21 protein-coding genes and 1 pseudogene are annotated in these 25,838 nt (G+C 65.7%); 6 read left to right on the forward strand and 16 right to left on the reverse strand.

Annotated elements, in window-relative coordinates; translation table 11 throughout:
* Window positions 1-8 precede the first annotated feature (8 nt).
* From DESFRDRAFT_RS02345 to DESFRDRAFT_RS02365, 5 genes are all read right to left on the reverse strand, one after another.
* Window positions 9-371 (reverse strand): response regulator, encoded by a 363-nt coding sequence (locus DESFRDRAFT_RS02345; protein WP_005990741.1) that lies wholly within the window; start codon window positions 369-371, stop codon window positions 9-11.
* Window positions 349-2,094 (reverse strand): sensor histidine kinase, encoded by a 1,746-nt coding sequence (locus DESFRDRAFT_RS02350; RefSeq protein WP_005990743.1) that lies wholly within the window; start codon window positions 2,092-2,094, stop codon window positions 349-351. Before DESFRDRAFT_RS02350 ends, DESFRDRAFT_RS02345 begins: the two co-directional genes overlap by 23 nt.
* A gap of 212 nt (window positions 2,095-2,306) precedes the next feature.
* The gene (locus DESFRDRAFT_RS02355) at window positions 2,307-3,533 is read right to left on the reverse strand and encodes a response regulator (protein ID WP_005990745.1); all 1,227 of its coding nucleotides are present in this window, start codon (window positions 3,531-3,533) and stop codon (window positions 2,307-2,309) included.
* A 25-nt stretch (window positions 3,534-3,558) separates the two neighbouring features.
* The gene (locus tag DESFRDRAFT_RS02360) at window positions 3,559-5,688 is read right to left on the reverse strand and encodes a SulP family inorganic anion transporter (protein WP_005990746.1); all 2,130 of its coding nucleotides are present in this window, start codon (window positions 5,686-5,688) and stop codon (window positions 3,559-3,561) included.
* On the reverse strand, window positions 5,688-6,284 hold the full coding sequence (locus tag DESFRDRAFT_RS02365) for a TetR/AcrR family transcriptional regulator (RefSeq protein WP_005990748.1): 597 nt from the start codon (window positions 6,282-6,284) through the stop codon (window positions 5,688-5,690). The genes DESFRDRAFT_RS02360 and DESFRDRAFT_RS02365 overlap by 1 nt, the downstream gene beginning before the upstream one ends.
* Before the next feature lie 455 nt (window positions 6,285-6,739).
* Here DESFRDRAFT_RS02365 and DESFRDRAFT_RS02370 point away from each other — a divergent pair, with 455 nt between their 5' ends.
* From DESFRDRAFT_RS02370 to DESFRDRAFT_RS02385, 4 genes are all read left to right on the forward strand, one after another.
* Window positions 6,740-7,183: an RrF2 family transcriptional regulator gene (locus DESFRDRAFT_RS02370; RefSeq protein WP_005990751.1), complete on the forward strand. Its 444-nt coding sequence runs from the start codon at window positions 6,740-6,742 to the stop codon at window positions 7,181-7,183.
* Window positions 7,184-7,264: 81 nt separating this feature from the next.
* Window positions 7,265-9,664, forward strand: a complete 2,400-nt coding sequence (locus DESFRDRAFT_RS02375) for a hybrid sensor histidine kinase/response regulator (RefSeq protein WP_005990754.1) — start codon at window positions 7,265-7,267, stop codon at window positions 9,662-9,664.
* A complete protein-coding gene (locus DESFRDRAFT_RS02380; RefSeq protein ID WP_005990756.1) occupies window positions 9,661-10,884 on the forward strand; it encodes a response regulator in 1,224 nt (407 codons plus the stop codon). The genes DESFRDRAFT_RS02375 and DESFRDRAFT_RS02380 overlap by 4 nt, the downstream gene beginning before the upstream one ends.
* Window positions 10,885-10,930: 46 nt before the next feature.
* Window positions 10,931-11,275 (forward strand): STAS domain-containing protein, encoded by a 345-nt coding sequence (locus tag DESFRDRAFT_RS02385; protein ID WP_005990758.1) that lies wholly within the window; start codon window positions 10,931-10,933, stop codon window positions 11,273-11,275.
* A gap of 27 nt (window positions 11,276-11,302) precedes the next feature.
* On the opposite strand, the gene DESFRDRAFT_RS02390 is transcribed toward DESFRDRAFT_RS02385, so the two are convergent.
* Together DESFRDRAFT_RS02390 and DESFRDRAFT_RS02395 are read right to left on the reverse strand one after the other, a co-directional pair.
* A complete protein-coding gene (locus tag DESFRDRAFT_RS02390; RefSeq protein WP_005990760.1) occupies window positions 11,303-12,427 on the reverse strand; it encodes a PP2C family protein-serine/threonine phosphatase in 1,125 nt (374 codons plus the stop codon).
* A gap of 22 nt (window positions 12,428-12,449) precedes the next feature.
* Window positions 12,450-13,583, reverse strand: a complete 1,134-nt coding sequence (locus DESFRDRAFT_RS02395; protein ID WP_005990761.1) for an MltA domain-containing protein — start codon at window positions 13,581-13,583, stop codon at window positions 12,450-12,452.
* 248 nt (window positions 13,584-13,831) lie between these two features.
* Here DESFRDRAFT_RS02395 and DESFRDRAFT_RS02400 point away from each other — a divergent pair, with 248 nt between their 5' ends.
* Window positions 13,832-14,680, forward strand: a complete 849-nt coding sequence (locus tag DESFRDRAFT_RS02400; protein WP_005990762.1) for an NmrA family NAD(P)-binding protein — start codon at window positions 13,832-13,834, stop codon at window positions 14,678-14,680.
* 90 nt (window positions 14,681-14,770) lie between these two features.
* Here the strand turns inward: DESFRDRAFT_RS02400 and DESFRDRAFT_RS02405 are convergent, their stop codons facing one another.
* From DESFRDRAFT_RS02405 to DESFRDRAFT_RS02440, 9 genes and pseudogenes are all read right to left on the reverse strand, one after another.
* Entirely contained in the window at window positions 14,771-15,142 is a 372-nt protein-coding gene (locus DESFRDRAFT_RS02405) for a hypothetical protein (protein WP_005990763.1), read from the reverse strand.
* A 57-nt stretch (window positions 15,143-15,199) separates the two neighbouring features.
* The gene (locus DESFRDRAFT_RS02410; RefSeq protein WP_005990764.1) at window positions 15,200-16,267 is read right to left on the reverse strand and encodes a protein-tyrosine phosphatase family protein; all 1,068 of its coding nucleotides are present in this window, start codon (window positions 16,265-16,267) and stop codon (window positions 15,200-15,202) included.
* Window positions 16,268-16,289: 22 nt separating this feature from the next.
* A complete protein-coding gene (locus DESFRDRAFT_RS22815; RefSeq protein ID WP_005990765.1) occupies window positions 16,290-17,462 on the reverse strand; it encodes a PEP-utilizing enzyme in 1,173 nt (390 codons plus the stop codon).
* Between the two features lie 106 nt (window positions 17,463-17,568).
* Window positions 17,569-18,534: pseudogene (locus DESFRDRAFT_RS22820) on the reverse strand (PEP/pyruvate-binding domain-containing protein); the annotation flags it as partial.
* 231 nt (window positions 18,535-18,765) lie between these two features.
* Complete coding sequence (locus DESFRDRAFT_RS02420; protein WP_005990766.1) at window positions 18,766-19,137, reverse strand: response regulator; 372 nt, start codon at window positions 19,135-19,137, stop codon at window positions 18,766-18,768.
* Window positions 19,138-19,142: 5 nt separating this feature from the next.
* Window positions 19,143-21,200: an ATP-binding protein gene (locus DESFRDRAFT_RS02425; protein ID WP_005990767.1), complete on the reverse strand. Its 2,058-nt coding sequence runs from the start codon at window positions 21,198-21,200 to the stop codon at window positions 19,143-19,145.
* Window positions 21,197-22,135, reverse strand: a complete 939-nt coding sequence (locus tag DESFRDRAFT_RS02430; protein ID WP_005990768.1) for a phosphate/phosphite/phosphonate ABC transporter substrate-binding protein — start codon at window positions 22,133-22,135, stop codon at window positions 21,197-21,199. The genes DESFRDRAFT_RS02425 and DESFRDRAFT_RS02430 overlap by 4 nt, the downstream gene beginning before the upstream one ends.
* 85 nt (window positions 22,136-22,220) lie before the next feature.
* Window positions 22,221-22,817 carry a hypothetical protein gene (locus tag DESFRDRAFT_RS02435; RefSeq protein ID WP_005990769.1) on the reverse strand — a complete coding sequence of 199 codons (597 nt, stop codon included), beginning with the start codon at window positions 22,815-22,817 and terminating at the stop codon, window positions 22,221-22,223.
* 284 nt (window positions 22,818-23,101) lie between these two features.
* Window positions 23,102-24,247: a sulfite exporter TauE/SafE family protein gene (locus DESFRDRAFT_RS02440; RefSeq protein ID WP_005990770.1), complete on the reverse strand. Its 1,146-nt coding sequence runs from the start codon at window positions 24,245-24,247 to the stop codon at window positions 23,102-23,104.
* Window positions 24,248-25,121: 874 nt separating this feature from the next.
* Between DESFRDRAFT_RS02440 and DESFRDRAFT_RS02445 the strand changes: the two genes are divergently transcribed.
* A complete protein-coding gene (locus tag DESFRDRAFT_RS02445) occupies window positions 25,122-25,721 on the forward strand; it encodes a hypothetical protein (RefSeq protein ID WP_005990771.1) in 600 nt (199 codons plus the stop codon).
* Window positions 25,722-25,838 lie beyond the last annotated feature (117 nt).

A 25,838-nucleotide genomic window follows, 5' to 3' on the forward strand; every position in this document is an offset into this window, starting at 1 on the left:
AGTCTCCGTTAGCCCTGGCCGCCGGCCAAAGCCGTGTTGATGGCGGCGATGAGGTCGTCGATGCGCACGGGTTTGACCAGGTAGCCGGCGGCTTCGGCCGAGCCGGCCCGGAAATCCTCTTCCGAGCCATGCCCGGTCATGAAAATGAACCGCATGCCGGGACGCAGGCGCTGAAGTTTCTTTTTGAGGTCCAGGCCGCTTAAGCCCGGCATTTTCATGTCCAGCACGGCCAGGTCGTAGGCCCCGGCCCGGACCTTGTCCGAGGCCTCGTCGCCGTCCGTGGCGTACGCGGCCTCGATGCCCCGCAAATTGAGCCGTTCGGCCAGGGCCGAGACCAGCTCCTTCTCGTCATCCACGAGCAGTATGCGCATTGTCGGCGTCTCCTTTGGACAGCGGGAACGTCACGGTGAAGGTCGAGCCGTGGCCGAGTTCGCTTTCCACGGCCAGCGTGCCGCCAAGTTCCTGCACGAGCCCGTAGGTGATGGAGAGCCCGAGCCCCGTGCCGCCCTTCTTCTTTTTGGTGGAATAAAACGGTTCGAAGATGCGTTTGACGTCGGCGGCCGGGATGCCGCAGCCGTTGTCCGAGACGCTTACGGCCACGCTCTCCGGGTTGGGCGCGAAGACGCGCAGGCACAGATGGCCGCCGTCGTCCATGGCCTGGAAGGCGTTGTTGACGAGGTTCAAAAGGATCTGCTGCAGCTTGCCCTGGTCGGATTCGATGTCGGGCACGTCCGCGGCGGCCTCCACCTCCACCTTGATGCGGCGGTATTCGGCTTCCTTGGTCAGGAAGCTCAAGACCTCCTCGGCGGTCTTGCGCAGGCTGACGCCCGCGACGTGGACTTCCTGGTGCCGGGCAAAGGACAGCAGGCGCTTGGTGATGGTGCCGGCGCGCTCCACGGAGCCCAGGATGGAGTCGATAAGCCCGGCCAGGCGTTCCGGGCTCGGCGGCTCCTTGGCGTAGCGCAGGAGGTCCTGCATGAGTCCGGCCTTTTCATTGATGATGGCCAGGGGGTTGTTGATCTCGTGGGCCACGCCGGCGGCCAGCCGGCCGATGGAGGCCATGCGGTTGGTGTGCTCCATCTGTTGCAGGGTTTTGGCCCGGGTCTGGTCGGCGGCGTGGATTTTTTCCACCATGTAGGTGGCCACGCCCACGATCACGACCAGGATGACGAGCATGCTCGCGGCCAGAAAGCCGAAGAGGTCCAGGCGCATGGCGTACCAGGACTTCATGAGTTCGGCCTGCCTTTTGACCACCATGAGGATCAGCGGCGTGCGGTCGATGTAGGCGTAGCCGACGATGAGGCCGCTTTCGGCGGTCTCGGTCTCGAAAACCTCGGTGCGCTCCGAGGGAGACGGCACCGGCAGGCGCAGATGCTCGAAGACCGCGCCGTGGGAGCGGGACATGGTCTGGAGCACGCCCTGGTGGTTGATGAGGAAGGCGTCGCCGCCGCCGGACAGGTCGAGGTTGGCGAGGATGTCGTTTATGCGCTGGGTGTCGACCGTGGCGCGCAGCACGAAAAAGCCCCCGTCGGGACGGGAGGCGCGCACGGCGATGACCATGTGGGGGACGTTGCGAAAGCCCAGGAAGATGTCGCTGATGTAATGCCCCGTGGCCGCGGTGGCGGTGAACCAGGGCTCCTTGGAGTAGTCGATGCCGAGCAGGTCGTAGGGGCCGACGTAGGCGATCTGCTTGCCGGTGTCGTCGATGACGCCGAGGTCCATGAAGCCGCCGAAGGCGGCCTTCAAGTCCTTGAGCAGCTCGGCCAGGCGGCCGGGCATGGCCAGGGAGGCGTAGGCTTCCTCGCGGGCGGCGAAATTGAGCGCCGCCAGGCGTTCGTCCACGAAATAGGTCAGGGTGCGCCGGGTATTGGAGGTGGTGATGGTGGTGCGGTGCAGGTTTTCCTGGGTGACGGCCCGCTTGGTGACGCCAAAGTCGATGACCGTCATGATGCAAAGGGGCGTGAGCGAGACGGCGGTCAAGAGCGCTACCGACAGCCACCACAACCGGCGGTAGTTGAACAGGCTTCGGTACGGCCCCCCCGCGTCGGCGGCGCCGTCCCAGAATTGCGGGCGCAAACGGCGGAAAATCCCCATGACGGCCCATCCTTGTGAGCGGATTTTGCGGAAGGCGACCCTTTGAAACGGGTTTTCCCTCCCGCGCTCCCCTTCCTCAAATCACATCGCGCTGCACGTCGGTGTAGGATTGCATAAATGCCAGGGAAGGCTTTGGAAAGGGGAGGTGGGGGAAAACCTTTCCAAAAACAAGGTTTCCCCCCGCGAAAGCCCTCGCACGCGGTGCGCGCGGGTCAACCGGCGGCCTTTTTCGAACGCACCTTCTCGTTGGCCTTTTTCAGGGTTTCGCTCAAAAGCTCGATGTCCACGGGCTTTTGCAGATAGGCGAACGCGCCCAGGCGCATGCATTCCTCGCGGTCGGTGTCGGAGCCGTGGCCGGTCAGGATGATGACCTCGACGTCGGGGCGCTCGGCCTTGGTGCGCTTTAAGACCTCCAGGCCGTCGACGCCGGGCATCTTGAGGTCGAGCACCATCACTTCCGGTTCGTCGTCGGCGATCATCTCCAGGGCGGATTCGCCGTCGAAGACCGCGTGGGCGCCGACTTCGCGCATGGACAGGCGTTCGGAGAGCGTCTGGACGAATTCCCGCTCGTCGTCGACGAGCAGGACCTTGGTCGGCATCTCGAAGTCGGCTCGGCGGTAGATGTCGGTCTGGTAAAAGCCCTTGCCCACCTTGGTGACCACGTCGGCGACGCCGTCGATCTTGCCGGCGATGCCGCGCAGTTCGTTTTCCAGGCGGTCGAGGAGCAGGACCTTCTTGTTGATGGTGAGGGTGACCACGCCGTCACGGGCGCAGACCCACACGTCGTGGCCTTTGCCGGTGACGGCCGTCTCGACTTTCGCCGCGAGCAGGAAATCCTTGGCGCAGCGGCGGGAGGCGTCGGTGACGGCGACGGCCGGGTCGGCCAGATGCTTGATGACGAGCATGGCGGCCTCCTCCACGGACGTTTTGTCCATGGGGATGACCATGTCGTAGAGGGCCGGGGCCCAGGGGTCCTTGGCCTCGGCCACGAGTTTGGTCCAGGTGGCCCGGTCCTCGTCGCCGCGCTCGAGGACGCGCTGGGCGTCGCGGTCGGACAGGCCGGCCTCCTCGGCGGCGGCGGCCCGGCGGAAGGTGGCGTCGGCAATCAGGCAGGCGCGCAGCACGTGGGTGATCTCGCGGGGGGGGAGCAGGGCGCAATAGCCGGCGATGAGGAGTTTTTCCTCTTCGACCAGGCGGGTGGCCAGGGCCAGGCGCAGCCAGGCGGCGGCGCGCTGCTTTTCGTGGGTGAACTTGTTGAACACCGAGGTCTTGGCCGAGAAGGCTTTTTCGATCTTGTCCAGGCCCAGGCCGGAGAGCTTGGCGGCGAGGAGGGTGATGTCCTCGTCGTGAGCGACCGGCAGGCCCGTTTTCTCGGCCAGGGCCGCGACCACCGACTGTTCCTTGCAGTATACGCCGCTGAAAAGGGAGATGACGGACATTGTGGCGACTCCTTGGTATTCGTGCTTAGGCGCCGGGCAGACGGCAAACGCTGGTCAGCGGACAACTCTCGCCGGGGGCGTGCCAGGAGTCCTTGTGCACGGAGCACAGGGCCTGATTGAGATCCGGATAGAGGTGATCCTCGCCGATATGTTCCAGGAGGTGGGTCCGTTTCATGACGTCCATGACGGATTCCTTCACGCCGCAAAGGGAGATGTCAAGGCCGGCGCTGCGGATCCGGTCCACAAGCAGGGACAATGCTTCCTCGCCCGAGGCGTCCATGTCGTTGACGCCGTCCGTGGCCAGGATGATGTGCTTGAGGTTCTTGTTGGACTGCATGCGCTCGGTGATCTGGTCTTCCAGAAAGCTCGCGTTGGCGAAGAACAGCGTGCCGTCGAAGCGCACCACGGCCACATACGGGCATTCGGCCAGCTTGAACACCGAAGCGTCGCGGTAGGCGCTGTCCTCGGTCAGCGACAGGGAGGCCACGCGCGGGCGCATGCTCTTGTAGAGGAAGACCAGAAGCGACAGCACCACGCCGATCATGATGCCCTTGTCCAGGTGCGGGGCGAAGACCAGGGTGGCGAGGAAGGTGATGATGGAGATGGCGCCGTCATACCACTGGGCCTTCCAGGCGTGGATGAAGCCCGAGGCGTTTAGGAGCCCGATGACGGCCATCATGATGACGGCGGCGAGCACGCTCTGGGGCAGGTTGTAGAGCAGGGGGGTGAAGAAAAAGAGCGTGATGACCACGGTGGCGCTGGTAAAGACCGAGGAGAATCCGGTCACCGCGCCGGCCTGCAGGTTGACGGCCGAGCGGGAGAACGAACCCGAGGCGGGGTAGCTCTGGGCCGCCGAGCCGAGCATGTTGGCCAGGCCCTGGCCGATGAGTTCCTGGTTGGGGTCGAGCCGCTGGCCGGTCTTGGCGGCCATGGCCTTGGCGATGGAGATGGCTTCCATGAAGCCGAGCAGGGCGATGATGGCGGCGTAGGGGAAGAGCTTGAGCATGACCTTGAGGTCGAACTTGGGGATGCTGATGCCGGGCAGGCCCGAGGGCACCACGCCGACCACCTGGCCGCCGCCGATCATGGGCAGCGTATCCGTCTTGAGCGGGCTGTTGCCCACGCGCATGATCCAGGTCCGGCCGTCGGTCGCGGCTCCGGCCGGCGCCTCGCCCTGGAGGTAGAAGGCGAGCTTTCCGCCTTCGCCGGGCACGGCGGTGAGCAGGTACTGGCGCAGCTTGGTGCGGTAGAGGCTGCTGTCCTCCTTGGCCACGGTCTTTTGCAGATCGAGCAGGGCCAGCTCATGGGCGATGTTTATGGCTTCCGTGGCGTCGCCCGAGGCTTTGGCCGCATCCTCGCGCGGGGTCATGGCGGCGCGCTTGGCGGCTATGGCCGGCAGCTCGGCGGCGGCCTTGTTGAAGGCCTCGATGTCGGCCACGACCTGGGCCGACTTGATGGAAGCGATGTCCACCTTGGCGTTGTGCTCGAAGCCGATGCCCCAGGACACCAGCGTGGTGATGACCACGGCCACCAGCACGTTGGGGATGCGGGGATTGAGCTTTTTGAGCCCGAACATGATGGCGAAGGCGGCCGCCCCCATGATCAGCGTCGGCCAGTGGGTGTGGTGTACGGCCGCGGCCACCACCCGCATGATGGTTTCATAGTAGTGGTCGGCCGCGTCCACGGACACGCCGAACATCTTGGACAGCTGGGAGGTGGCGATGATGAGCGCGCCGGCGTTGGTGAAGCCGTTGACCACGGGGTGGGACAGGAAGTTGACCACCAGCCCCAGGCGCAACACGCCGAGCGCGAACTGGAAGATGCCGACGAGCAGGGCGAGCAGGATGGCGTAGGCGATGTAGCCTTCCGATCCGGCCGTGGCCAAAGGCGCCAGCGACGCCGAGGTCATCAGCGAAACCACGGCCACGGGGCCGGTGGCGAGCTGCCGGCTGGAGCCGAAAAGCGCGGCCACCAGCGGCGGCAGAAACGAGGCGTACAGGCCGTAGTAGGGCGGCATGCCGGCCAGCTGGGCGTAGGCCATGGATTGGGGGATGAGCACGAGGGCTACGGTGAGGCCGGCTATGGCGTCGGCCCGAAACGCCGCCATATTGTAGCCCTTGAACCAGCCGAGGAAGGGAAAGATTCGCAGCAGCATCAGCAACTCCCGTCACGTGGTTTGGCCAGCATCCTGCGGCAGGATGCGATCAGCTCGTCGAAAAGCGCCCCGGCGTCGTAGAGGTTGCAGGTCTTAAGCCGCAACAGCCCGTCGACCATGGCGAAAAGGATCATGGCGGTTTCCCGGGGCGGAAAGTCTCCCATGGATCCGTCGCGCTGGCCGGCGCGCACCACACGCTCGAAGATATCGGTCAGGCAGCTGTAGATGGCCGCCAGATGGGCCCGGCATTCGTTGTTGTCCTCGGCCAGCTGGTGGGGAAACTGGCGCTGGAGCAGGGTGAATTCATGCTCCATGAGGCCCGAGAGATGGAAGTAGAAGGTCACGGCCTCTTCCATCATCTCCAGGCCCGAGGCGAACTCCCGGCCGGTGAAGGCGGCGTCGTACTCTTCCAGGATGCGGGTTTTGGCCTGCTCCAGAATGGCGATGAGAAGCCCTTCCTTGCTCTTGAAATGATAAAAGATCGTGCCCTCGGCGGTGCCGGTCACCTTGCAGATGTCCTGCATGGTGGTGTCCTGGAACCCCTTGTGGGCGAACAGCACGGTGGCTGCGTAGCGGATGGCTTCTTTTTTCGTCATGTGAAGTCCGGCACAATTCGACTGAGTGCTCAGTCGGTTTTTTCTTATGCCGGGCCCCCAAGCGTGTCAAGAAAATAGGGCAATTTTGTTTCGATTTGAAACACATAAATTATTCTTGTTAATCAATGGATTATAAAAAAATACTCAAAACCTACCTGGAAAAGGTTCTTCGCGTTTCAGTGGTGTTGCAAAGTGGAGGATTAGCCAAATTTACCATAAAATAATAATTAATATAATATGTTATTCACAAAATCTGTCCGAGAGAACCAGCCCCTTGAGGCGTTTTGGGGGAGGGAGGGGGGCCGGGGGAGGGAACCCCTTTTTGCAAAAAGGGGTTCCCTCTCCCGGGATAACCCCGCGTTGACGCTCCCGATAAGTTTGTCTACCATATTCGTATGGATGGCTGCCCCAGGGGCGGCCTCCTCCCGCCCAATCCCCGCCAGGAGGCCGCGGCCATGAAGCTCACCACTCGAAGCCGTTACGGAACCCGCATGATCCTGGACATGGCCCTCCATGCCGTCGACGGCCCGGTGCGCATCAAGGACGTGGCCGCCCGCCAGGGCGTTTCCATCAAATATCTGGAAAAGCTCGTGCGCGAGCTCAAGCAGGCCGGATTCGTGCGCAGCCGTCGCGGGCCGCGCGGCGGGCACGAACTGGCCAAGCCCCTGTCCGAGATCACCGTCGGGGCCATCGTGCGGGCCCTGGAGGGGGATATTTCCCTGGTCGAGTGCGACGGGGAGGGCAGCGGGCAATCCTGCCCGCGCCTGGCCGACTGCCTGACCCGCGAGGTTTGGGCCGAGGCCGCCCGGGCCATGCACGAGCGCCTCGACGCCATCACTTTGGCCGATCTGGTGGCCAAGGCCGACGCCAAGGCGCGTCAGGATGCGGCCTGTCGGTGAATTCTACTTGAACGCACGCGCCCTTTTGCCCTATTGTGGATCAGTTTCCAGCAGAAACAGGCCTGGGGGGATGGGCGCGGCATGGCTCAAGGGGAGAAAAGCGAAGGGCGCAAAAGCGTCCTGATCGTCGAGAACGACCTTGCCTCGGCCGATCAGTTGCGCGCGCAGATCATGCGTTTGGGCTACCAGGCCCTGGGGCCGGCCACGGATGTGATGACGGCCATGGACATGGTCGCCAGGCTCGTCCCGGACATCGCCATCATCGACCTGTCGCCGGCCGATGCCACCATCGGCCTGGACCTGGGGCGCACTGTGGCCGCCAGGAATATTCCCGTCATCTTCACCACTGCCAAGCATGATCTCGGCATCATGTTCCGGGCGGCCCAGGCCAAGCCCAGCGGGCTGCTGCTCAAGCCCCTGGAACCGCATATGCTGGCCGTGGCCTTGGAGACGGCCCTGCGCCTTCGGGCCGAGGATATGCTCGCCCGCCGTTGCCAGGACCTTTCCGAAAGCGAGCGGCGTTTTCGGGCCGTTTTCGAGCAGGCCGGCGTGGGGGTCAATCGCCAGACGCCCGAAGGGCGTTTCATCGAGGTCAACGAACGTTTCGCCCGCCTGCTCGGCCGGCCGGTCATGGAAGTAATCGGCCACTCCTACCGCGAATTCACCCACCCCGACGACCTGGAAGGCCAGGAGGCGGCGTTTCGGGACCTGCTGGCCGGCCGCAAGGATTCCGTGGTCCGGGAAAAGCGGTACGTGCGCCCGGACGGGTCCATCGTCTGGTGCCGTATCAACCTCACGGCCGCCCGGGATAGACAGGGGCACCCCGAGTGCCTGCTGGCCGTCACCGAGGACATCACCGCCCGCAAGCGGGCCGAAACCGAACTCATCAACCAGCTCGCTTTCCAGCGCAGCCTCATGGACGCGGCCGTCAACCCCATTTTCGTCCAGGACCCCGCAGGCCATTACGTCAGCATCAACAAGGCCTGCGCGACCCTTTTGGGCATGACCATCGAAAGCGCCCAGGGGCTGACCGCCCGGGAGATTTTTTCCGACGACCTCTGGGAGGAACTGGCCGAGCGCGACCGGGAAATCCTGAGCCAGGGCGGCGTGCAGGAATTCGAGGTGGCGCTGGAGGATGCCTCGGGCCGGCTGCGTCACCTGGTGCTCAACCGCGCCCGGTTCGACGATGCCGAGGGCCATCCCCAGGGTATTGTCAGCGTGGGCACCGACGTCACCGACAGCAAGCGGGTGGAAAAGGACCTGCGCGACGAGCAGGAGGTGCTGCAGCGCATCCTGGCCGGCATCCGGGCCGGGATCTTCATTATCGACCCCAGGACCAAGCGCATCGAAGACGTCAACCCCGTGGCCGAGGAACTGTGCGGCCGGTCCCGCGAGGAGCTCGTGGGCGAGCCTTGCCGGGCGATCTGCTGGCGGGGCATGGACGGGCGCGAAGTGACGGCCTGTCCCCTCATGGAACGCAACATCCTCAACGAGGAAATGCGGCTCATGCGTCCCGACGGGCGCACCGTGCCGGTGATAAAGACCGTGATTTCGGCCAAGCGTCGGGGCGAGGTGCGGCTTTTCGAGATCGTCTTCGACGTCAGCGAGCGCAAGGCCCTGGAGCGCCAGCTGGCCGTGGCCCAGAAACTCGAATCCATCGGCGAACTGGCCGCCGGCATCGCCCACGAGATCAATACGCCGACCCAGTACATCGGCGACAACCTGCATTTTCTGTCCACGGCCTTTGCCGGGCTCGGCACGGCGCTGTCCAAGATACAGGCCGAGGCCGAACGGCTGGCCGACGCGGCCGGTGATGCCGCCGCGCGCGAAGCCATCGCGGCGGCGAGAAGCGAGGCGGATGTGGATTTTCTGCTGGAGGAGGCGCCGCGCGCCCTGGAGCAGTCGGTGGAGGGCGTGGCCCGGGTCACGGCCATCGTTTCGGCCATGAAGAAGTTTTCCCATCCCGGGGGTGAGGAAAAGACCGCCGTGGACATCAACGCGGCCGTGGAAAACACCGTCACCGTGGCCAAAAACGAATGGAAGTACGTGGCCGACGTGGTCCTCGAGCTGGACCGCGGCCTGCCGCCGGTGTTCTGCCTGCCTGGGGACTTCAACCAGGTCATCCTCAACATCCTCGTCAACGCCGCCCACGCCGTGGCGGAGAGGGTCAAGGGCACGGCCGAGAAGGGCGTCATCACCATCCGTACCGCCGCCGACGGCGACAATCTCGTTTTGTCCGTGACCGATACGGGCATGGGCATTGCCGAGGAAAACCGCGGCAAGATTTTCGATCCGTTTTTCACCACCAAGGAAGTGGGCAAGGGCACGGGCCAAGGGCTCGCCATCACCCACAACATCGTGGTGAGCAAGCATGGCGGCGCCATCGATTTCGAGACCGAACCCGGCCGGGGCACCACGTTTTACGTGCGGGTGCCTTTTGGCGGAAAGCCGGCCGGCGCGCCGTCCGGAGCCAGCGCGTGAAGACCCGAATCCTGTTCGTCGACGACGAACCCAATGTGCTGTCCGCCCTGCGCCGCATGTTCCACGACATGCGGGGCGAGTGGGACATGGCCTTTGCCGCCGACGGCCCCACGGGGTTGGCCATGATCGCCGAGCGGCCTTTCGACGTGGTGGTGGCCGACATGCGCATGCCGGGCATGGACGGGGCCATGTTTTTGCGCGAGGTCCAGATCCAGAACCCCGGCGCCATCCGCATCGTGCTTTCCGGCCATTCCGACCGCAACATGGTGCTCGAGACCGTGCGCCCGGCCCACCAGTTTCTGCCCAAGCCCTGCCAGCCGGCCGACCTCAAGGCCGTCATCGACAGGAGCCTGTCCCTGCGCGAGGTCTTTCTCGACGAGCGCGTCAAGGACGTGGTGGCCCGTCTCGACCGGCTGCCCACCGTGCCCCGGCTCTACGCCGACCTGCTCGGGCTGCTGGCCCAGGAGGAGCCGTCCATGCGCGAGGTGGCCGGGCTCATCGCCCAGGACGTGGGCATGTCCGCCGGCATCCTGAAACTCGTCAATTCCGCCTTTTTCGGCCTGCGCACCCATGTTTCGAGTCCGGCCCATGCCGTCAACCTGCTCGGGCTCGACGTGGTCAAGGCGCTGGTTCTCGGGGTGGGGCTTTTCGACAGGTTCGACAAGGAGGCCTTTCGCGATTTCGACCTGGAAAAGCTCTGGGGGCACAGCTTTGGCACCGGCCGGCTGGCCCGGGAGATCGCCGAACAGGAAGAGGCCACCTCGGCCGTGAAGGAGTACGCCTATATCGCCGGGTTGCTCCACGACGTGGGCAAACTGGTCATGGCCACCAATTTTCCGGACGCCTACCGGGACGTCATCGCCGCCTGCCGCGAGGGTCAGGGCACCGTCCTCGACATGGAGCGGATGTATTTCGGCGCCTCCCATGCCGAGGTCGGCGCGTATCTGCTCGGGCTTTGGGGCGTGGAGGATCCGGTGGTGCGGGCGGTGTACCTGCACCATGAGCCCGGACGCGACCAGCGGGCCGGGTTCTCGCCGCTTCTGGCGGTGCATGTGGCCAACCGCTTCGAGCACGAGCTGGTGGTGATCCACCAGGGCTATGCCTTAAATCCCCTGGACGAGCTGTACCTGGCCGCATCCGGGCTGTCGGACCGCCTGCCCGCGTGGCGCGAGGCCTGCGCGGCGGTGGTGGCCCGGGGACCGATTCCCGAAGATATCTGACGCCAACGCCGCCTGGGCTTGCGGGGCGCGTGCCGGGAGGGACGTTATGGACCTGACGACGACGCTGCACGGAACCTGTCTGGTGGTGGAAATCCATTCCCCGGAAGTGGACCACACGGTCAGCGAGGACTTCAAGGAGGCGGTGCTCGCGCGCTTTGAGACGTCCGGCGCGCGCGAACTGCTGCTCGACCTCGGTCCGGTGTCGTTTCTCGACAGCAAGGCCATCGGCGCCATGGTGTCGGTACGCAAGACCGTCACCGCCAAGGGAGGCAAGCTCGGGCTGTACGGGCTTCAGCCTAATGTGGCGAAGATCATCCGGGTGGTGACCCTCGGCACGCTGTTCGAGGTCTACCCGGACCTGCAGACGGCGCTGGAGCGGGCCTGCGGGTAACCGCGCGCGAAGCGGGGGCGTTGCCGCTTAATCCGAAAGCCGGCGCAACGCGGCCATGGCCAGGTCGTCCTGGAGGATGCCCTTGCAAAAGGGCAGGGCCGCTTCGATGATTTCGCCGATCAGGTCCTTTGGCGCAACGTCCGGGCGCAACAGCTGCAGCAACCGCCTTTCGCCGAAGAACTCCCGTCCCGGCGAGCGCAGCTCCGTCAGTCCGTCCGTGTAGCAAAACAGGATGTCGCCCGGGGTGAAGGCCACGGTCTGGTCCGTGAAGGCATGGTCCGCAATGATGCCGAGGGCCGGGTCCTGGGAGTCGATTTCCACAATTCCCTTCGAAGACAGGATAAACGTCGGCACATGCCCGGCCGAGACCACGGTCAGCATCGGTCTTGTCCGCTCGATGCGGCACAGGACCATGGTCACGAACATGTCCAGGTCGCCGCCGTCGAGCATGTCGCATAAGAGCGTGTTGCACCGGCCGACGATCGCGGCCGGGGTGAGCCGCTCGGCGCGAAGCGAGACGAGCAGGCCCTTGCACACGGCCATGAGCATGGCCGCCGAGGCCCCGTGCCCCGAGATGTCGGCCATCAGCAGGTACACGCCGTCGCCGTCGTCCCAGGCCTCGTAGAAGTCCCCGCCCACCTGTTCCTGGGCTTGGTACACGGCCGCTGAATCGAATCCCGGAAAATTGAGGTCCTTGGGAAGGAGCTGGCGCTGCACGCAGCCGGCCAGGTAGCGCTCGCGGGAAAATAGGGCGTTTTGGGCCCGCAGTTCCCGCCCCAGGCGCGAGAGTTTGAGGTGCAGCGACAGCCGGGCCGCCAGTTCCTGGCGGTGGTAGGGCTTGGAGATGAAGTCGTTGGCCCCGGCCGAGAGGGCCTCGGCCCAGACGCGGCGGTCGGTTTCGGCGGACAGAAAGACGATGGGCACTTCGGCGAGCCCCGGCAGGGCCCGGATGCGGCGGATGGCCTCGATGCCGTCCATGCCCGGCATGACGAGGTCGAGCAGGATCATGTCCGGCCGGGCGCGGCCGGACAGGTCCACGGCTTCGGCCCCGTCGCGGGCCTCGATGACGTCGCAGTCGAAAAGGCCGGTCACATGGCGCTTGATGACTTCCCGGAAGATCGGATTGTCGTCGGCGATGAGCACCCGCGCCATAAAACCGCCCCTCCGCGCCGCCTCAGCGCGGCACGAGGATGTAGGCCTGTCCCGTGCCTTTCATGAGCCCCGCCTGATGGGCGGCCTTGTCGCCGGGACCGAGGTAGAGGTCGAAATGGTTGCCGCGCATGCAGCCCGTATCCTGGGCCATGACGAACCCGGTGAACCGCTCCGAGGCCGGGCCGGGATAGCCGGGCAGGTCGGCGTCCAGGACCATGAGCGCGCCGTAGGGCACGAAGCCCGGGTCCACGGCCACGCTGGCATGGGGCGTGACGGGCACGCCCATTGCCCCGACCGGCGGCGTCTGGGACGGCTTGAAATAGATGTAGCTCGGGTTGGCCGTCAGATACTGTTTGATCTGGCTCGGGTGTTCTTCGAGGTAATGGCGGATGGCCTGCATGCTCATCTCCGCGTCGGTGAAGCAGCCGGCGTTGACCATGACCCGGCCCACGCCCACGTAGCGGCGGCCGTTGCTGCCGGCGTAAAGCACATAGCTGGTGGAGCCGTCCTCCACGAAGCGCAGCCGGCCCGAGCCCTGAACGTGCAGAAAAAAGACGGCAATGGGGTCCCTGGCCCAGCCGATCTCCAGCCCCTTGCCGCGAAGCGCCCCGAAAAAGTCGATGGCCTCGCGGTTGTATTTCTTGGCCATCCTGCCGCCGGGATTGCGGTAGATGGGCCAGGCGTAAGGGCCGTGCTCGGTGCGCGAAACCTCGATGGTGGGCGCGTAGTAGCCCGTGACCAGGGTTTGCGTGGGCAACGGGACCCAGGTGAAATACCGGGCGAGCACGGACGGGTCGCGGTCGAGTTCGGGCAGGATGCGGCGGAAGGTCACAAGCCCCTGGCGCAGGCGGCCCCAGGTGAGCGTTGCGCCGGGGACGTCCACAGCCACGGCCGAGGCGGGTTTTCTGGATGCGTAGGCGATGGAGCGGTCCACGGCCGGGGCCAGGGAGGAAAAGCTTGGAATCTGCTGGCTGGTCGGGGAGATGCGGGCATCCCAGGGGCCGAGGGGCCTGGGCGCTGCCGGGATTTTTTGGGTGGTCGCCGGCCTGGTCGGAGCCGGTTTCCGTACCCCGGCGCAACCGGCCAGGGCGAGTACGGCGGCCAGGATGCAGCAGGCCGACAGGAGACGCGAGAAATTGGATATATGCCGTCGCATATCCGAGCTATAGCGCGGCGCTTGGGCGTTGGCAACGCGGTCGGCGAAAATGCCTGGACAAGGGGCCGGGCCGATGTGTTGCCGCCGTTTCGACCAGTGATAACAATATGCGGCAAGAGTGCTGAAAAGTCAATGTATTGCGTTGTTGTGAAAAAGCGCGGATAGCGTCCACAATCCCCGAGGAACGCATTGCCGCCGTCGGTGGCGTGTCCAGGGAAAATGACAACGGACAAAGGGAACGTAACGCCATGCATGATCGTATTCTTGTTCTTGGAGCGTCTGGTCTTGTCGGCGGCCGGGTTTTGCAATTGCTTTCACGGCACGGCTACGATGCGGTTGGCGCCTCGCGTCGGCAATGCGATGGAGCCTGGGCGCGCTTCGACCTGCTCGATCCGGCCACCCATGCCCCGGCCCTGGCCGGAGTCGGGGCGGTGATGCTCCTGTCGCGGCCGGGCGACACGCAGGCCCATGTCCATGCCGCGCCCTTCATCGAGGCCATGGTCGCCGCCGGCGTGCGGCGCGTGGTCGACCTCTCGGCCTTGGGGGCCGAGCGCCGCCCGGATTTTTCGACCCGCCTGGTCGAACGGCTTGTGGAGGATTCGGGCCTGGCATGGACGCATGTACGGCCGAATTTCTTCGCCCAGATGCTGGCGCGGCCGCCCCTGTCCACGGAAATCGCGCGCCAACGCACGCTGCGCTTGCCCCTGGAGGCGGCCAAGGTGGCCTATGTCGACGCCTTTGACGTGGCCGCCGTGATCTTCCGGGCCCTGACCGACCCGGAGCTTGCCGGCCGGGCGGTCACGATAAGCGGCCCCGAAGCGCTCGACCACGAGGAGGTTGCCCGGCGTCTGTCCGCCGCCCTGGGCGAGACGGTCCGCTATGTCGCCATTTCCGAGGCGGTGGCCCGCGAACTGCTTGCTGCGCGCGGTTTTCCCGCGCCCCAGATCGAGCGGGTGCTGGAGTTTTACGCGCTTTGCCGGCAGGGGCTTTGCGCCACGCCCGACACCCGGACGGCGCGGCTTCTGGGCCGGCCCCTGGGCACGTTCGATGCGGTCATTGGCGCCAACCTGCCGGCTTGGCGGGGGGACGCGGCGTAAGGAGAGAACTTTCGGGCGTCCTGGAGGAGCCCGTTTTTCCGGGGAGGGCCGTCGGAACCGCTTGCCGGCGGACCCCGACGACCCGTCTGGTCAGGGCAGCGGGTGGGTGCGGGCGTAGGCGAGCAGGTCCTCGTAGATTTCCTGGCAGGTGGCCACGGGCACGTCCGGGGCGAAAAGAACCGTGGGGCTGGTCGTGGTGAAAAGCTTGGCCCAGGGCTTGTTCTGCAACTCTTCCCAGGCTCCCCAGCGTCCGTAGCTGATGACGCCCTGCACGCCTTGCAGGCGCAGCTCGAAGGACTCGTAGCCCATGGGGCCCTGCAGGGTCTGGGGACGGCTTTCATGAAACGGCCCGGCCTGGGCGGAAAAATAGAACCAGCCGCCGATCTGGATGTCCCCGAACCAGCGGTCCCCGTCGACCAGGCGATCCGTTTCCATAAGAAGCGTCCTGAAATCCTCGGCCATGCCCGTCCTCCTTGGCGTATCGTGAGGCAAGCTTGTAGCCCGGGGAGCGGCTTCGGGTCAACGGCCGCCGTTTTGGGACAGGGCGAGCAGGTGCTTGAACACCGCCGACACGTAGCGTCCAGACACCACGTCGGGCAGGGGAAAGCGCGGCAGGTTTTCGCCGCCGAGTCCTCCGGCCAGGGCCAGGAACACCTGGCGCGACAGGGTGGCCAGTCCCGGCTCCAGCGCCTTTTCCCACAACCGCGTCGCCGCCTCGGCCTCGATGCCGTTCGTCAGGCAGGCCAGGGGACGGTTGGCGAAAATCAGGCACTTGTCCTGTCGCGACAGCGGGCACAAGCGGGCCCAGGCCGAAAGGCAGTGGGTGTTTCCCGCGCCGTAGCGGGCGGCAAGCTTTTCGATTTCCCGGGAGGCCCCGGCCGCGTCCTCGATGACGGCCAGGCGCGTTTCGCTGTCGAGGTCCACGTTGATGCGGTGGCTGACGTGCACCGCCTCGACAAGGGACAGGGACAGCGGCGTGCGGCAGCAGCGGGCGTGATCGCGCCCGCACCGGGGCAGCCCCTTGGCGGCGATGCGCGCGGCCGCGACCAGCCCGGCGTAATCGCCCAGGAACGGGGCCAGGTCGACCAGATGGCCGCTTTCCAGGCGCGGTTCGCGGATGGTGAGCCGGCCGGCCGCCCGGCCGTAGCGCCGGATGGTCCACCACTGGTCGAAGTTGGCCGGTTTGGCGCGAAGGGGCCGCAGCACCCGGGCGGCCATCTTGTGGCCGAGCCCCCGGCGCAGCAGGTAGGCGTTTAAGACCGTGCCGGTGCGGCCGATGCCGTGGCGGCAGTGGATGAGCACCTTCTTGCCGAGGTAGATGGCCTCGTCGAGCCAGGCCAGCGCTTTTTCCAGGGCCGGCAGGTCCGGGGCTTGCTCGTCGGGCACGGGCAGGTAATAGACTTCGAAGCCGGCGGCGGCCTCGATGTCGTGCAGGTCGCAAAATTCCGCGCACAGGTTGAGGATGGCCCCGATGCCCTGGTCCTTGAGCGACTTCAGTTGCTCGTTGGACATGGGCGCGCCGCCGACGGCCAGATGTTCCGTGACCCAGGTCAGGGGGTAGGCGTGGTCGTCGGTCCCGGCGGTCATGGCTGGCGGACGTTTTCCGGCGTTACCGGTCGGTTCTGGCCAAAAACGCCTCCACCCAGGCGTCGGCGTCGGCCTGGTCGGACAGGCGCATGTCGAGGAGCCGGGTCGCGGCGAGCAGGCAGCCGAGCATGGCCAGGCGTTTTTGCGCGATATGTTCGGGCACGCGGGCAAGGGTCGCGTCGAGCAGGTCGCCGGAGGCGCGCACGGTGAAGCCGAAGTGGGTCAGGATGCGGCGCACGCAGGCCAGGCGCAGGGCCCGGCTGGCGAAATCGGCTCCGCCGCCCTTGAAGCGGAAATTGACGAAGTTTTGCGCTTCCTTGGGGCCGCAGAGGGCGTCCACCACGGTGAAGTGGTAGCCGAAGCGCAGCATGACGTGGGCGTAGAGGTCGGAGATGACGGCGTAGCTGGCCAGATGGCGGGCCTCGCCGGTAAAAAGGCCGGCGCTCGTGCGGTCGAGGGCCGCATCGTCGGTGATGGGCGGTCCCTCGGGCCAGGGAGCGTCCTCGGCGGCCAGTCCCGACCACAGGGCCCACATGGGCGCGCTCTTGATCTGGTCGGGTCGTAGCTCCTTGTCCGTTGCCGCGGATTCGAACACGCCCCCGCCGAGGTCGAGCACGTACATGCTCATGGGCAGGGCGCTTTTGACCTTGCGGGCCGAGGCCAGTCCCCGGCCGTCGTCGCCGACCAGGGAAAACATCTCGGTCACGGCCTTCTCGTGGGCGAAGCGCACGATGTCGTGAAAGGACCTGACCTTGGACGGCGTGAAATCCGGGGAGGCCGGGTCGGTCAGAGTGAGCCGGGCCAGAAGCGGCACCAGCCGCTCGAGCCGTTCGGCCACGGGCGAGCCGGCGGTGGGGGGCGCCTGGGCCGGGCGGCCCAGGAGTTCGGCCACCCGGCCGGGATAGACCGCCCCGGCGTCGGCGTCGACGGTCACTTCCTCTCCCTGGGGCAAAAGCGCGAAGGCGTCCGGCACCCCGGTCAGGACGGGCAGGCCGAATTCCCGGGCCACCGAAGCGAAATGCCCGGCCCGGCTGCCGGAAGCGGCGACCACGGCCGCGAGCCTGTCCACGGCCCGGGCCAGCGTGGTCGGCAGGGTGGGGGTGACGAGCACCGTGCCCGGGGTGATGGCCTCGATGTCGAGGATCGTCGGGGCATGGGCCACCACGCCGGCGGCCGCGCCGCCCGAGGCCCGCATGCCGCCGGCGGCGAGCGGCCGGGCGCCCCCGGCGACGGGGGGGCTCTTCCGGGGCGTTTCGGGCCTCGTCCTCCACGGCCATGGGCCGGGACTGGAGCACATGGAGCGCGCCGTCGGCGGTGGCCGCCCATTCCACGTCCTGGGGCGCGCCGAAGGCGTTTTCCAGGGCCAGCCCCAGTGCGGCGAGCGTGGCGGCGTCGTCGTCGGAAAGGACTTTCGTGTCGGGGGAAAGGCGCTCGAGCAGGGCATGCGGCGGCTCGTGGGAAAGCGCCAGCCGTTCGGGGCTGACGGCCCCTTCGACCAGGTCGCCTCCCAGGCCGGGCACGGCGTAGACGGCCATGGGCGCGCCCGGCGCGGCGCTGTCCCGCGTGTAGAGCACGCCCGAGGCGACGGCCGGCAGCATGGGCAGGTAGAGCACGGCCATGGGCGTTTCCGTATCGGCAAATCCGGTCAGCGCCCGGTAGGTGATGGCCTTGGCCGTGTATTTGCCCGCGACCACCTTGCGGTAGGCGGCCACGGCGTCGGCGGCGTCGACGCCGAGCAGGCTCTCGTACTGGCCGGCGAAGGAGGCGCGCCCGTCCTCGGCCACGGCCGAGCTGCGGGCGGCCAGGGTAACCGTCGTCCCGTCCGGATTTCGGGCCAGGGCGGCGGCGGCTTCGGCCAGCGGCCCGGCCACTTCGTCCGGCACCGTGGCCGCCAGGACCAGCCGGCGGATTTCGGTCGCCGCCGTGGCCACGTCGTCGGGCTTGGACAGGTCCACCCGGCGCAGGGCGCGGTCGATTTTCGGGCGCAGTTCGCAGGCCTCCAGGAAATAGCGGAACGCGCCAGTGGTGACCACGAACCCGGGCGGCACGGGCACTCCGGCGTCGACCGCTGCCCGGGCCAGATTGGCGGCCTTGCCCCCGGCCCGTCCGGCGTCGCCGGCCACATCGGCGAGGGGCACGACAAAGGGCTGGGCCATCTCGTCCCCCGGCACGTCCAGGGCCATCTGGACGTAAAAATCGACCTTCTTGGCGTATTCCGGCAGATCGAGATAACGGGTGGGGGACAGGCGCGAAAGCCGGGTCACCATCTCGTCCACGGCGGCGCGCAGCCGCTTGGTCAGGTGCACCACCCTGGCCCAGTCCGCCACGGTCGTTCCGTAGTGGATGTCCTCCACGGCGGCGATCAGCTCCAGGCAGACGTCGTCGAAGCGCAAAAGTTCCCGGAAGGCGTTGTACTTTTCCCGCAAGAGCACGCCCGGGGCAAAGACCTGGTAGGTCCAGCGTCTGAAAAGTTCCTTGGAAAACACGTCCCCTCCGGCCTATCCCGCGTCCAGACCGGCGAGCGCTTCCGCGACCTTGCGCTCCAGCTCTTCCTTGTCGATGGGTTTGACGCAGTATTCGCAGGCCCCCAGGCGCACGGATTCCCGGGCGGTCTCCAGGGTGGGATAGCCGGTCAGCATGATGACGCGGGTTTCCGGGGAGAGCTTCTTGATTTCCTCAAGGACTTCCACGCCGCTCAATTTCTTGAGCTTCATGTCGAGGATGGCCAGCTGGGGCTTTTTCTTGGCCACATGGGCCAGGGCCTCCTCCTCCTCGGTGAAGACGCCGACGGTATGCCCTTTGCGTTCGAGAATGCGCTTGATGACGACGCCGGCGTCGATGACGTCGTCGAGAACGATGATTGCGGCCATGGGCGTTATCCCTCCATGGGGCCGGCGGGCAGCGGCCCGCCGATGGTTTCTTCATGCTCGAGGGGCAGATCCACGATGAAGACGGCTCCCGGACCGGGAGCGCCTCCCGTGTCCACGTTGTCGAAAAAGCCCTGGGGTACGGGGCTTTGCACGCTGATGGAACCGCCGTGGTCCTGGATGATGCCGAAGGAGACGGAAAGCCCGAGGCCTGTTCCCTGGCCCACGGGCTTGGTGGTGAAAAACGGGTCGAAAATGCGCGAGCAGTTCTCGGGCGGGATGCCGGGCCCGGTGTCGGCGAACCAGGCCGTGACCTTCTGGTCGGCGACGAAAAGGCGCGAACGCACGAGCAGCGTGCCTCCCTGCCAGCCCATGGCGTCCCGGGCGTTGGAAAGCAGGTTGATCCAGACCTGTTTGAGCTTTTCGGGGTCGCCGTAAATGATGGGCATGCGGTCGTCGAGGTCCGTGACGATGGCCGCGTGTTCGAGGGAAAAGGCGTGGCGCACGAGGGTGATGGCTTCCATGAGCGAGTTGTTGAAGCACATTTCGATCTTGGCGCTTTCGGCCTGTCGGGAAAAGCCGAGCAGGTCGGCCACGATTTTGCGGCAGACCTTGGCCTGTTTCTCGATGGTTTGCAAATCGGCATGGATCTGGCTGTCGGTCGGCACGTCGTCCTGAAGGAGCTGGGCGTAGCCGAGGATGACGCCAAGCGGGGTGTTGATCTCGTGGGCCACGCCGCCGGCGAGCTTGCCCAGCGACTCCATCTTCTGGGACTGGATGAGCTGTTCCTGGAACTGCTTGAGCTGGGTGACGTCGCGGGCGGTGCGCAGGAGGCCGATGGCCCTGCCCCGGGAATCGGTGATGGGCACGCGCACCACGTGGAGCCAGACCGTGGTTCCGTTGCGGCGTAGCGACACTTCCCTGTCGCTCGGGCGCGAGCTTGCCAGCACCAGGGCGTTTTCATCGTGCATGGCCATGCCTTCGTCGGCCGGGAAGATGTCGCGGTCCGTGGTCCCGACGATGTCCTGGGGATCGAGGGCGACAAAGGCGGCAAAGGCGCGGTTGACGGCCAGATAGGCGAGGTTTTCGTCGAGCAGGCAGACCAGGTCCGGGGTGGCGTCGAGGATGGTGCGCAGCAGCCGCTCCTGGCGCTTGAGCACCCGCTCGGTCCGGCGCAGCTCGTCGAGGTGGGTTTTCAAGGAAACGGCCATGACGTCGAAGGTTTCGGCCAGATCCTGGATCTCGTCGCCCTTCTGGGCGGCGTAGACCGGGCAGCCCCGGCACGATTCCGGCCCCTCGCCGCGCTGGTCGGGCGAGGCGGTCAGCCAGCAGCGGCGGTCGCGGTCGCCGTAGGCCGGACAGGCGGTCTTGTCGCAGGCGAGCATGGACGAGCAGGAGAAAAGGGCGCGCGGCCCGGCCCGCTGGTCCAGGTTGCCCTTGACCACTTCCTCGGCATGGGACTTGAGGCGGTTGATGCGCTCGGTCACGCGCCGGGCGAAAAGCGTCGAGGGGGCCAGGGCCGCGATCATGGCCGTTGCCGAGTAGAAGACGATCATCAGCGCCAGCCTGTCGGCCCCGGCCTCGGCCTTGGTGCGCGAAAGCCCGATGCGGGTGGTGCCGAACGGCGTGCCGACAATGACCACCGGGGCGGCGAAGTCGTCGATGTATTCCCGGCCGTCGTCGAGGAGCTGGATGTGGGGCGCGCCGTTTTTCGGGGCATTGACCGTGCGCAGTTCCACCGGGAAGCCGCCCTTGAAGGTGTGGACCAGCACGTTGCCGTCGCGGTCGAGGATGAAGGCGTAGACGATGTCGTCGACCTTTTTGAGCTCGTCGACCATGTTTTTGAGCCGCAAAAGGTCCATGGACAGCATGGCGTCGGAGACCCGCATGGCCAGGTTCTCGGAGAGCACCATGCCGCGCTTTCTGGTCTCGGCCCTCAGCGATTCCGCCGCCGCCCGCCAGGTCAGGTAGGCCAGCGGAATGGTGATGAGTCCGACGATGAGCACGATGCCGCAGTTGATCTTGGTGCGGAAACTCAGGCGCGAGAGCTTGGGCCAGGCGATCATGCGTCCTCCTCGAGGGCGTCGAGGCCCAGCTTCTCGGCCAGCTGGCGCACGGAGCCGTAGTCGGCGTCCGTGGCCGGGATGATGCCGCGCATGCCGGCCGTGGTGAGGATCACGGCATCGTCGGGGCGGGCCATGGACAGGTGGAACATGGCCTTGGCGATGCGGTCCACGATCCGCGGCGAGAACCCGGCCCGGGCGGCGTAGACCCAGCCGGGATAGTCCTTGCTCTCGGCCAGCACGCGAATCTGGCCGATGTCGATCTTGCCGCGCAGGATGTCGAGAGTGCCGTCGCGAATGGAGCCCACGTCGTAGGTGCCGGCGAAAACGGCCAGCACCACCTTCTCCTGTTTGCCGCCAGGCCCCGGGGCGAAGCTTATCTCGGCGAAGTCCCGCCGCCTGATGCCGTGCTCGAAAAACTCGCCCAGGGCGTAGAGGTAGCCGCCGGCCGAGGACGGGTCCACGGCCATCCAGCGCTTGCCCCGGCAGTCCTCCAGGGTTTTTAGGGCCGCGTTGTCGCGGCGGCAGATGATCTGGCTCTTGAAATCCGGCTTGCCCGAGGGCTCGATGATGCGGGCAAAGGCCCGGGCCCCGGAGCGGGCCATGCGGATGTAGGCAAAGGGGTTGGAAAAGGAAATGTCGATTTCGCCGCGCTCCACCATGCGCACGTGTTCCTCGAAAGTATCGGGGAATATCTGGCGCAGGTTGAGCCCCGTGGCCCGGCCGAGGTATTCGAGCAGCAGCCGGTGGCGCTCGTAGGAGACGGTGTGGGCGTACTGGGGCAGGTAGGCGTAGGTGATGGCCTTGGGCGGCAGGCGCAGGGTGGGTTCCTCGCGCTTGGACAGGTCCACGCGCACGGCGTCCTCGCCGTTGCCGCAGCCCCACAGCAGGGCGGCGGGCAAGGTAAAAAGGGCGCAAAGCGCCTCGCGTCGCCGCATGGTACGACCTCCTGGATGTTCTCCAGGATACGTGACTTTTGGCCGGCTGGGAAGGGCGGGACGTTTTTCCGTTTGTCCCGGGGCGTTAGGACTTGTCCGGCTGCGAATCGGCGGTTTGGGCTTCCTGTGGCTTGCCGAGTTCGGTCCAGGGACGCAGGCGCACGCGCTTGGCGGCCACCTCCCGGCGCAGCCGCTCCACGCGGCCAAAAAGCGGCAGGTAGCGCCAAAACGACCACATGACCAGGCGGAAAATGAGGTAGAGCCCGAGGAAGACGGCGTTGTAGCGCACGAAGTAGCCGGGGAAAAGCGGGATGTCGATGTCGGTGAAGCGCATCGACAGCCAGGCCAGGACAAAGGGCAGGGGCCAGATGGAGACGGAAAAAAGGGCCGCTCCGGCGAAAAAGGATTTGCCGAAGGCCTCGTTGGCTTCCTTGTTGGCGGCTTTGTAGGCGACCTTGTCCCGGGCCTCGATGGCGGCCACGGACAGGTTGTGCATGCGCACCATCTCGGCTTCTTCCTTGGTGTAGTGCTTGCGGTTGAAAAGCCAGACCAGGTCGAAGGTGATGCGGCCCACAAGCAGGCAGGCCAGGGCCAGGACAGCGGTGCCCAGGTAGAAGGCGGCCGTGGAATTGGGCAGGAGCCGGTAGGGGGCGATGAGTATGGCGTCGAGGATGTTGAACACGAGAGGTAATGGTTCCCGAAAGTTATGAAGTTTTGCGTTGGCTGGTTGGCCGGTGGGGGATGGTCACGCCGGCCATGTTCGGGGGCAATCCCCCGCAAGCTTGCCGTGTGACTTCAGCCCATCCTTGCAAAAAACACAAGGTATTCCTGTCGGCCTTCGGGCATATCCCCGCGGCTATTTCTGGACGGATACCTTTGGGGAAGTTTTTGGGGGAGGGGGTCCGGGGGAGGGACCTTTTTTCAAAAAGGTCCCTCCCCCGGCAACACGCTATCAAGACTTCTAAATTAGATGCTGATGCCGAAGAAGCCACGCAGGACGTAGCGGCTGCCGACATACAGGGCGAGGATGATGAAAAGGCGCTTGAGCCAGATGTCGGGAATGTACTTGGAGGTGCGGGGCCCGATGACGGAGCCGAGCACGATGCCGAGCAGTTCGATGCCGATCAGGTGCCAGTGAATGGCCACGCCGCCGGACATGAAGGTGGTGATGGAGGTGATCATGCCGACCAGCACGGCCAGGGCGGAGGTGCCGGCGGCCAGGTACATGGGCAGCTGGGCCACGTTGGTCAGGAAGGGCACGAGCAGGAAGCCGCCGCCAACGCCGAGGAAGGCGGCCACGGCGGCGATGATGATGCCGCCGACGAAGGGGATCAGCGGGTTGAAGGAGAATTCCACGCCGTAGAAGGTGAAGGACACGCGGGTGAGGGCAATGCCGGTGACATGGACGCCGAGGGCCTTGGTGTCGATCTGCTCGCCGCTCTTCTGGCGCTTGACGGTTTCCTCGAAGGCCTTGGCGGCTTCCTTGGCCTTTTTCTTGCTGGCCTGGGCGGCGGCGGTGGTGCCCCAGAAGAGGTAGACGCCGAGCAGCAGGACGAACAGGCCGAAGTAGCCCTGGTAGGCGGAGAAGGACACCTTGCCCTGGGACAGGGTGACGGACAGCCAGCTGCCGGCGATGGAGCCGGCGCCCAGCGACACGGCCAGGGGCAGCACAAGGCGGCCCATCTTCCAGTAGTTGAACGAGGAGATCAGCGCCGACAGGCCGACCAGGCACTGGTTGGACACGCGGATGGAGTCGGTGATGAACTTGTTGAGCGAGGGCGCGGTGTTTTTAAACGACTTGGCGTAGTTGCCGAGGCCGTACACCGTGATGTGGCCGACGCCGGCCATGACGCCGCCGAAGGCGCCGACGGTGGAGAAGATCCAGCCGACCCACACGGCCCAGCAGAAGGCCAGGATGAGGTTGACCTGGGGCGCGCCGGGGATGCCGAGGAAGCCTTTGGGCGCGGCCGGGTCGATGTGGCCGGGGCCGGTGCCGGTGGGGGCCGAGGCGATGGCGTCGGCCAGCTTGTCGGCAAAGGCCGGATGGGTCCACATGGTCAGGACCACCAGGGCGACGAGGCCCAGGGGCAGGGTCAGTTTCCAGTTTTTCACGATGCGTTCTCCTTGCTTTGGCGGCATCCGTAGAACCGTTGCGCAGTGGGCGCGCGGTCGGGTCGTGACCGCGGCCGCTCCTTGAGCCGGAAGCGGGGCGACACCATGCCTGCCGCCGCAATTGAAAGCCTTGTCGCGTGCAACCACTGTTTCATGCGAGATGCGTCATGCGTTGCCAGCCTGCTTCGCATGTCGCGAAATGCGTGTTGCAGCAGTCGCCCAAGGCCGTCCGACCGTCCGTGACGGGCCGTAAAAGATTTTGTTGCAATATAGAGCAGTATCGCCCTTTCCTGTCAAGACGACACTGCAATCGTTCCGTTTTTCGCAATGAAACGGACGCCGGGGCGAAAAATCCGGGGGAAACGGCGGGGCTGATTGTGATCTATTTCACAAATAAGAGCCCGAAGCCGAGGCGATATCCTTTTCCGCCGCGACGAGATGTTCGATGGCGATGAGGAGAACGGCGTAGCTGAACGCCAGCCTGAAACTCAATTTCCCGAACAGATTTTTGTGTTGGCTTATGGGTTTCCCTTACTTGCATCGTGGTTGTAAACGCGCCGATGTCCCCATTGTTCGTGGGAGGAGACGAGTACTCCAGGTCTTAGTCGTCGGATACGGGATCGTACCGCAAGACATGCTTGTATGCCGCACGGAAAGTACAATCCGCATGATGGTCATCGTATGTCAGATGCGGGGAGATGAAAAGAAATGAATCCAATCGACTGTATTCTCGGGGAAATGGCGTGCCGAAAACCTGTCCCGTTACTGGACGGGTTCGCGCCGGTTTTCCTTTGACCGCACAGGGGACTCGGGATATACCCCGCTTGCCCCGGCCCCGGACCCCGGGTAGCCACTCCCGTGGAGGCCTTTGCCGATGCTCCCGTTTTTCGGATCCAAAAGTGAAAAGGATATTGGCGAGCGGCTGCTTGGCAAGCCGCGCCGCTTCCGTCTGCCCCGCCATGGCGCGGCCGTGACCGTCCACGGCCGGCTGGTCGCTTTCTTTCGTCGTGAGCACGAGCCCGACGGGCTCATGCCGCCGGCGCCTGGCCGGGTGGAGCTCATCGCGCTTTTCGTCACCCGGGCAGGCCGCTACCTCGCCTACTATGTCGTGGCCTACCCCGAGACCGAAGACATCGCCGGCCGCCACGAATACATCCATGTCCTGGAGAACCTGACGTCCGTGCGGACTTTTCTGGCCGCCATGCACTACCCCAACCGGTTCGACTTCGCGGACAGGCTGGTGGGGCAGGCCCTGGCCACCCTGGAAGGCGTTCAGGCCAAGGGGAAAAAGGTCGTCCGGGCCGACGACGGCATCGAAACGCTGGCTCCCGTTCCCACCCCGGCCCCGACCCCGGCGCCGATCGATACGACCGCCGCCGTCGCTGACACTCCCGACACTCCCGGCACTCCCGCCCCGCTTGTCGCGGGAGGAGGGGGGAAGGATGCCTCCGGCGGCCAGGGGAAAACTTTTTAAAAAAAGTTTTCCCCTGGACCCCTTTCAAAAACTTGTAACGGGACGTCAGGAGAAGCCTTCCTCCGTTCCTCGGAGAGAAGGACGTTTCCGTTATGGGAAGAGGGGTTCCATTGCCCC

The organism is Solidesulfovibrio fructosivorans JJ] (genome assembly GCF_000179555.1).
Taxonomy (GTDB): Bacteria; Desulfobacterota; Desulfovibrionia; order Desulfovibrionales; family Desulfovibrionaceae; genus Solidesulfovibrio; species Solidesulfovibrio fructosivorans.

Bases quoted from the DNA above. Each gene is read 5' to 3' on its own strand.
- DESFRDRAFT_RS02420 (WP_005990766.1), bottom strand. From the start codon at position 19,137: ATGGCCGCAATCATCGTTCTCGACGACGTCATCGACGCCGGCGTCGTC.
- DESFRDRAFT_RS02390 (WP_005990760.1), bottom strand. From the start codon at position 12,427: ATGGCGCGGGTGCTCATCGCCGACGACAATCCGATCTTCCGGGAAGTC.
- DESFRDRAFT_RS02360 (WP_005990746.1), bottom strand. From the start codon at position 5,688: ATGCTGCTGCGAATCTTTCCCTTCCTCGGCTGGTTCAAGGGCTACAAT.
- DESFRDRAFT_RS02395 (WP_005990761.1), bottom strand. From the start codon at position 13,583: ATGCGACGGCATATATCCAATTTCTCGCGTCTCCTGTCGGCCTGCTGC.
- DESFRDRAFT_RS22815 (WP_005990765.1), bottom strand. From the start codon at position 17,462: ATGCGGGCCTCGGGCGGCGCGGCCGCCGGCGTGGTGGCCCATGCCCCG.
- DESFRDRAFT_RS02370 (WP_005990751.1), top strand. From the start codon at position 6,740: ATGAAGCTCACCACTCGAAGCCGTTACGGAACCCGCATGATCCTGGAC.
- DESFRDRAFT_RS02345 (WP_005990741.1), bottom strand. From the start codon at position 371: ATGCGCATACTGCTCGTGGATGACGAGAAGGAGCTGGTCTCGGCCCTG.
- DESFRDRAFT_RS02365 (WP_005990748.1), bottom strand. From the start codon at position 6,284: ATGACGAAAAAAGAAGCCATCCGCTACGCAGCCACCGTGCTGTTCGCC.
- DESFRDRAFT_RS02375 (WP_005990754.1), top strand. From the start codon at position 7,265: ATGGCTCAAGGGGAGAAAAGCGAAGGGCGCAAAAGCGTCCTGATCGTC.
- DESFRDRAFT_RS02410 (WP_005990764.1), bottom strand. From the start codon at position 16,267: ATGACCGCCGGGACCGACGACCACGCCTACCCCCTGACCTGGGTCACG.
- DESFRDRAFT_RS02385 (WP_005990758.1), top strand. From the start codon at position 10,931: ATGGACCTGACGACGACGCTGCACGGAACCTGTCTGGTGGTGGAAATC.
- DESFRDRAFT_RS02430 (WP_005990768.1), bottom strand. From the start codon at position 22,135: ATGCGGCGACGCGAGGCGCTTTGCGCCCTTTTTACCTTGCCCGCCGCC.
- DESFRDRAFT_RS02405 (WP_005990763.1), bottom strand. From the start codon at position 15,142: ATGGCCGAGGATTTCAGGACGCTTCTTATGGAAACGGATCGCCTGGTC.
- DESFRDRAFT_RS02425 (WP_005990767.1), bottom strand. From the start codon at position 21,200: ATGATCGCCTGGCCCAAGCTCTCGCGCCTGAGTTTCCGCACCAAGATC.
- DESFRDRAFT_RS02400 (WP_005990762.1), top strand. From the start codon at position 13,832: ATGCATGATCGTATTCTTGTTCTTGGAGCGTCTGGTCTTGTCGGCGGC.
- DESFRDRAFT_RS02355 (WP_005990745.1), bottom strand. From the start codon at position 3,533: ATGTCCGTCATCTCCCTTTTCAGCGGCGTATACTGCAAGGAACAGTCG.
- DESFRDRAFT_RS02350 (WP_005990743.1), bottom strand. From the start codon at position 2,094: ATGGGGATTTTCCGCCGTTTGCGCCCGCAATTCTGGGACGGCGCCGCC.
- DESFRDRAFT_RS02445 (WP_005990771.1), top strand. From the start codon at position 25,122: ATGCTCCCGTTTTTCGGATCCAAAAGTGAAAAGGATATTGGCGAGCGG.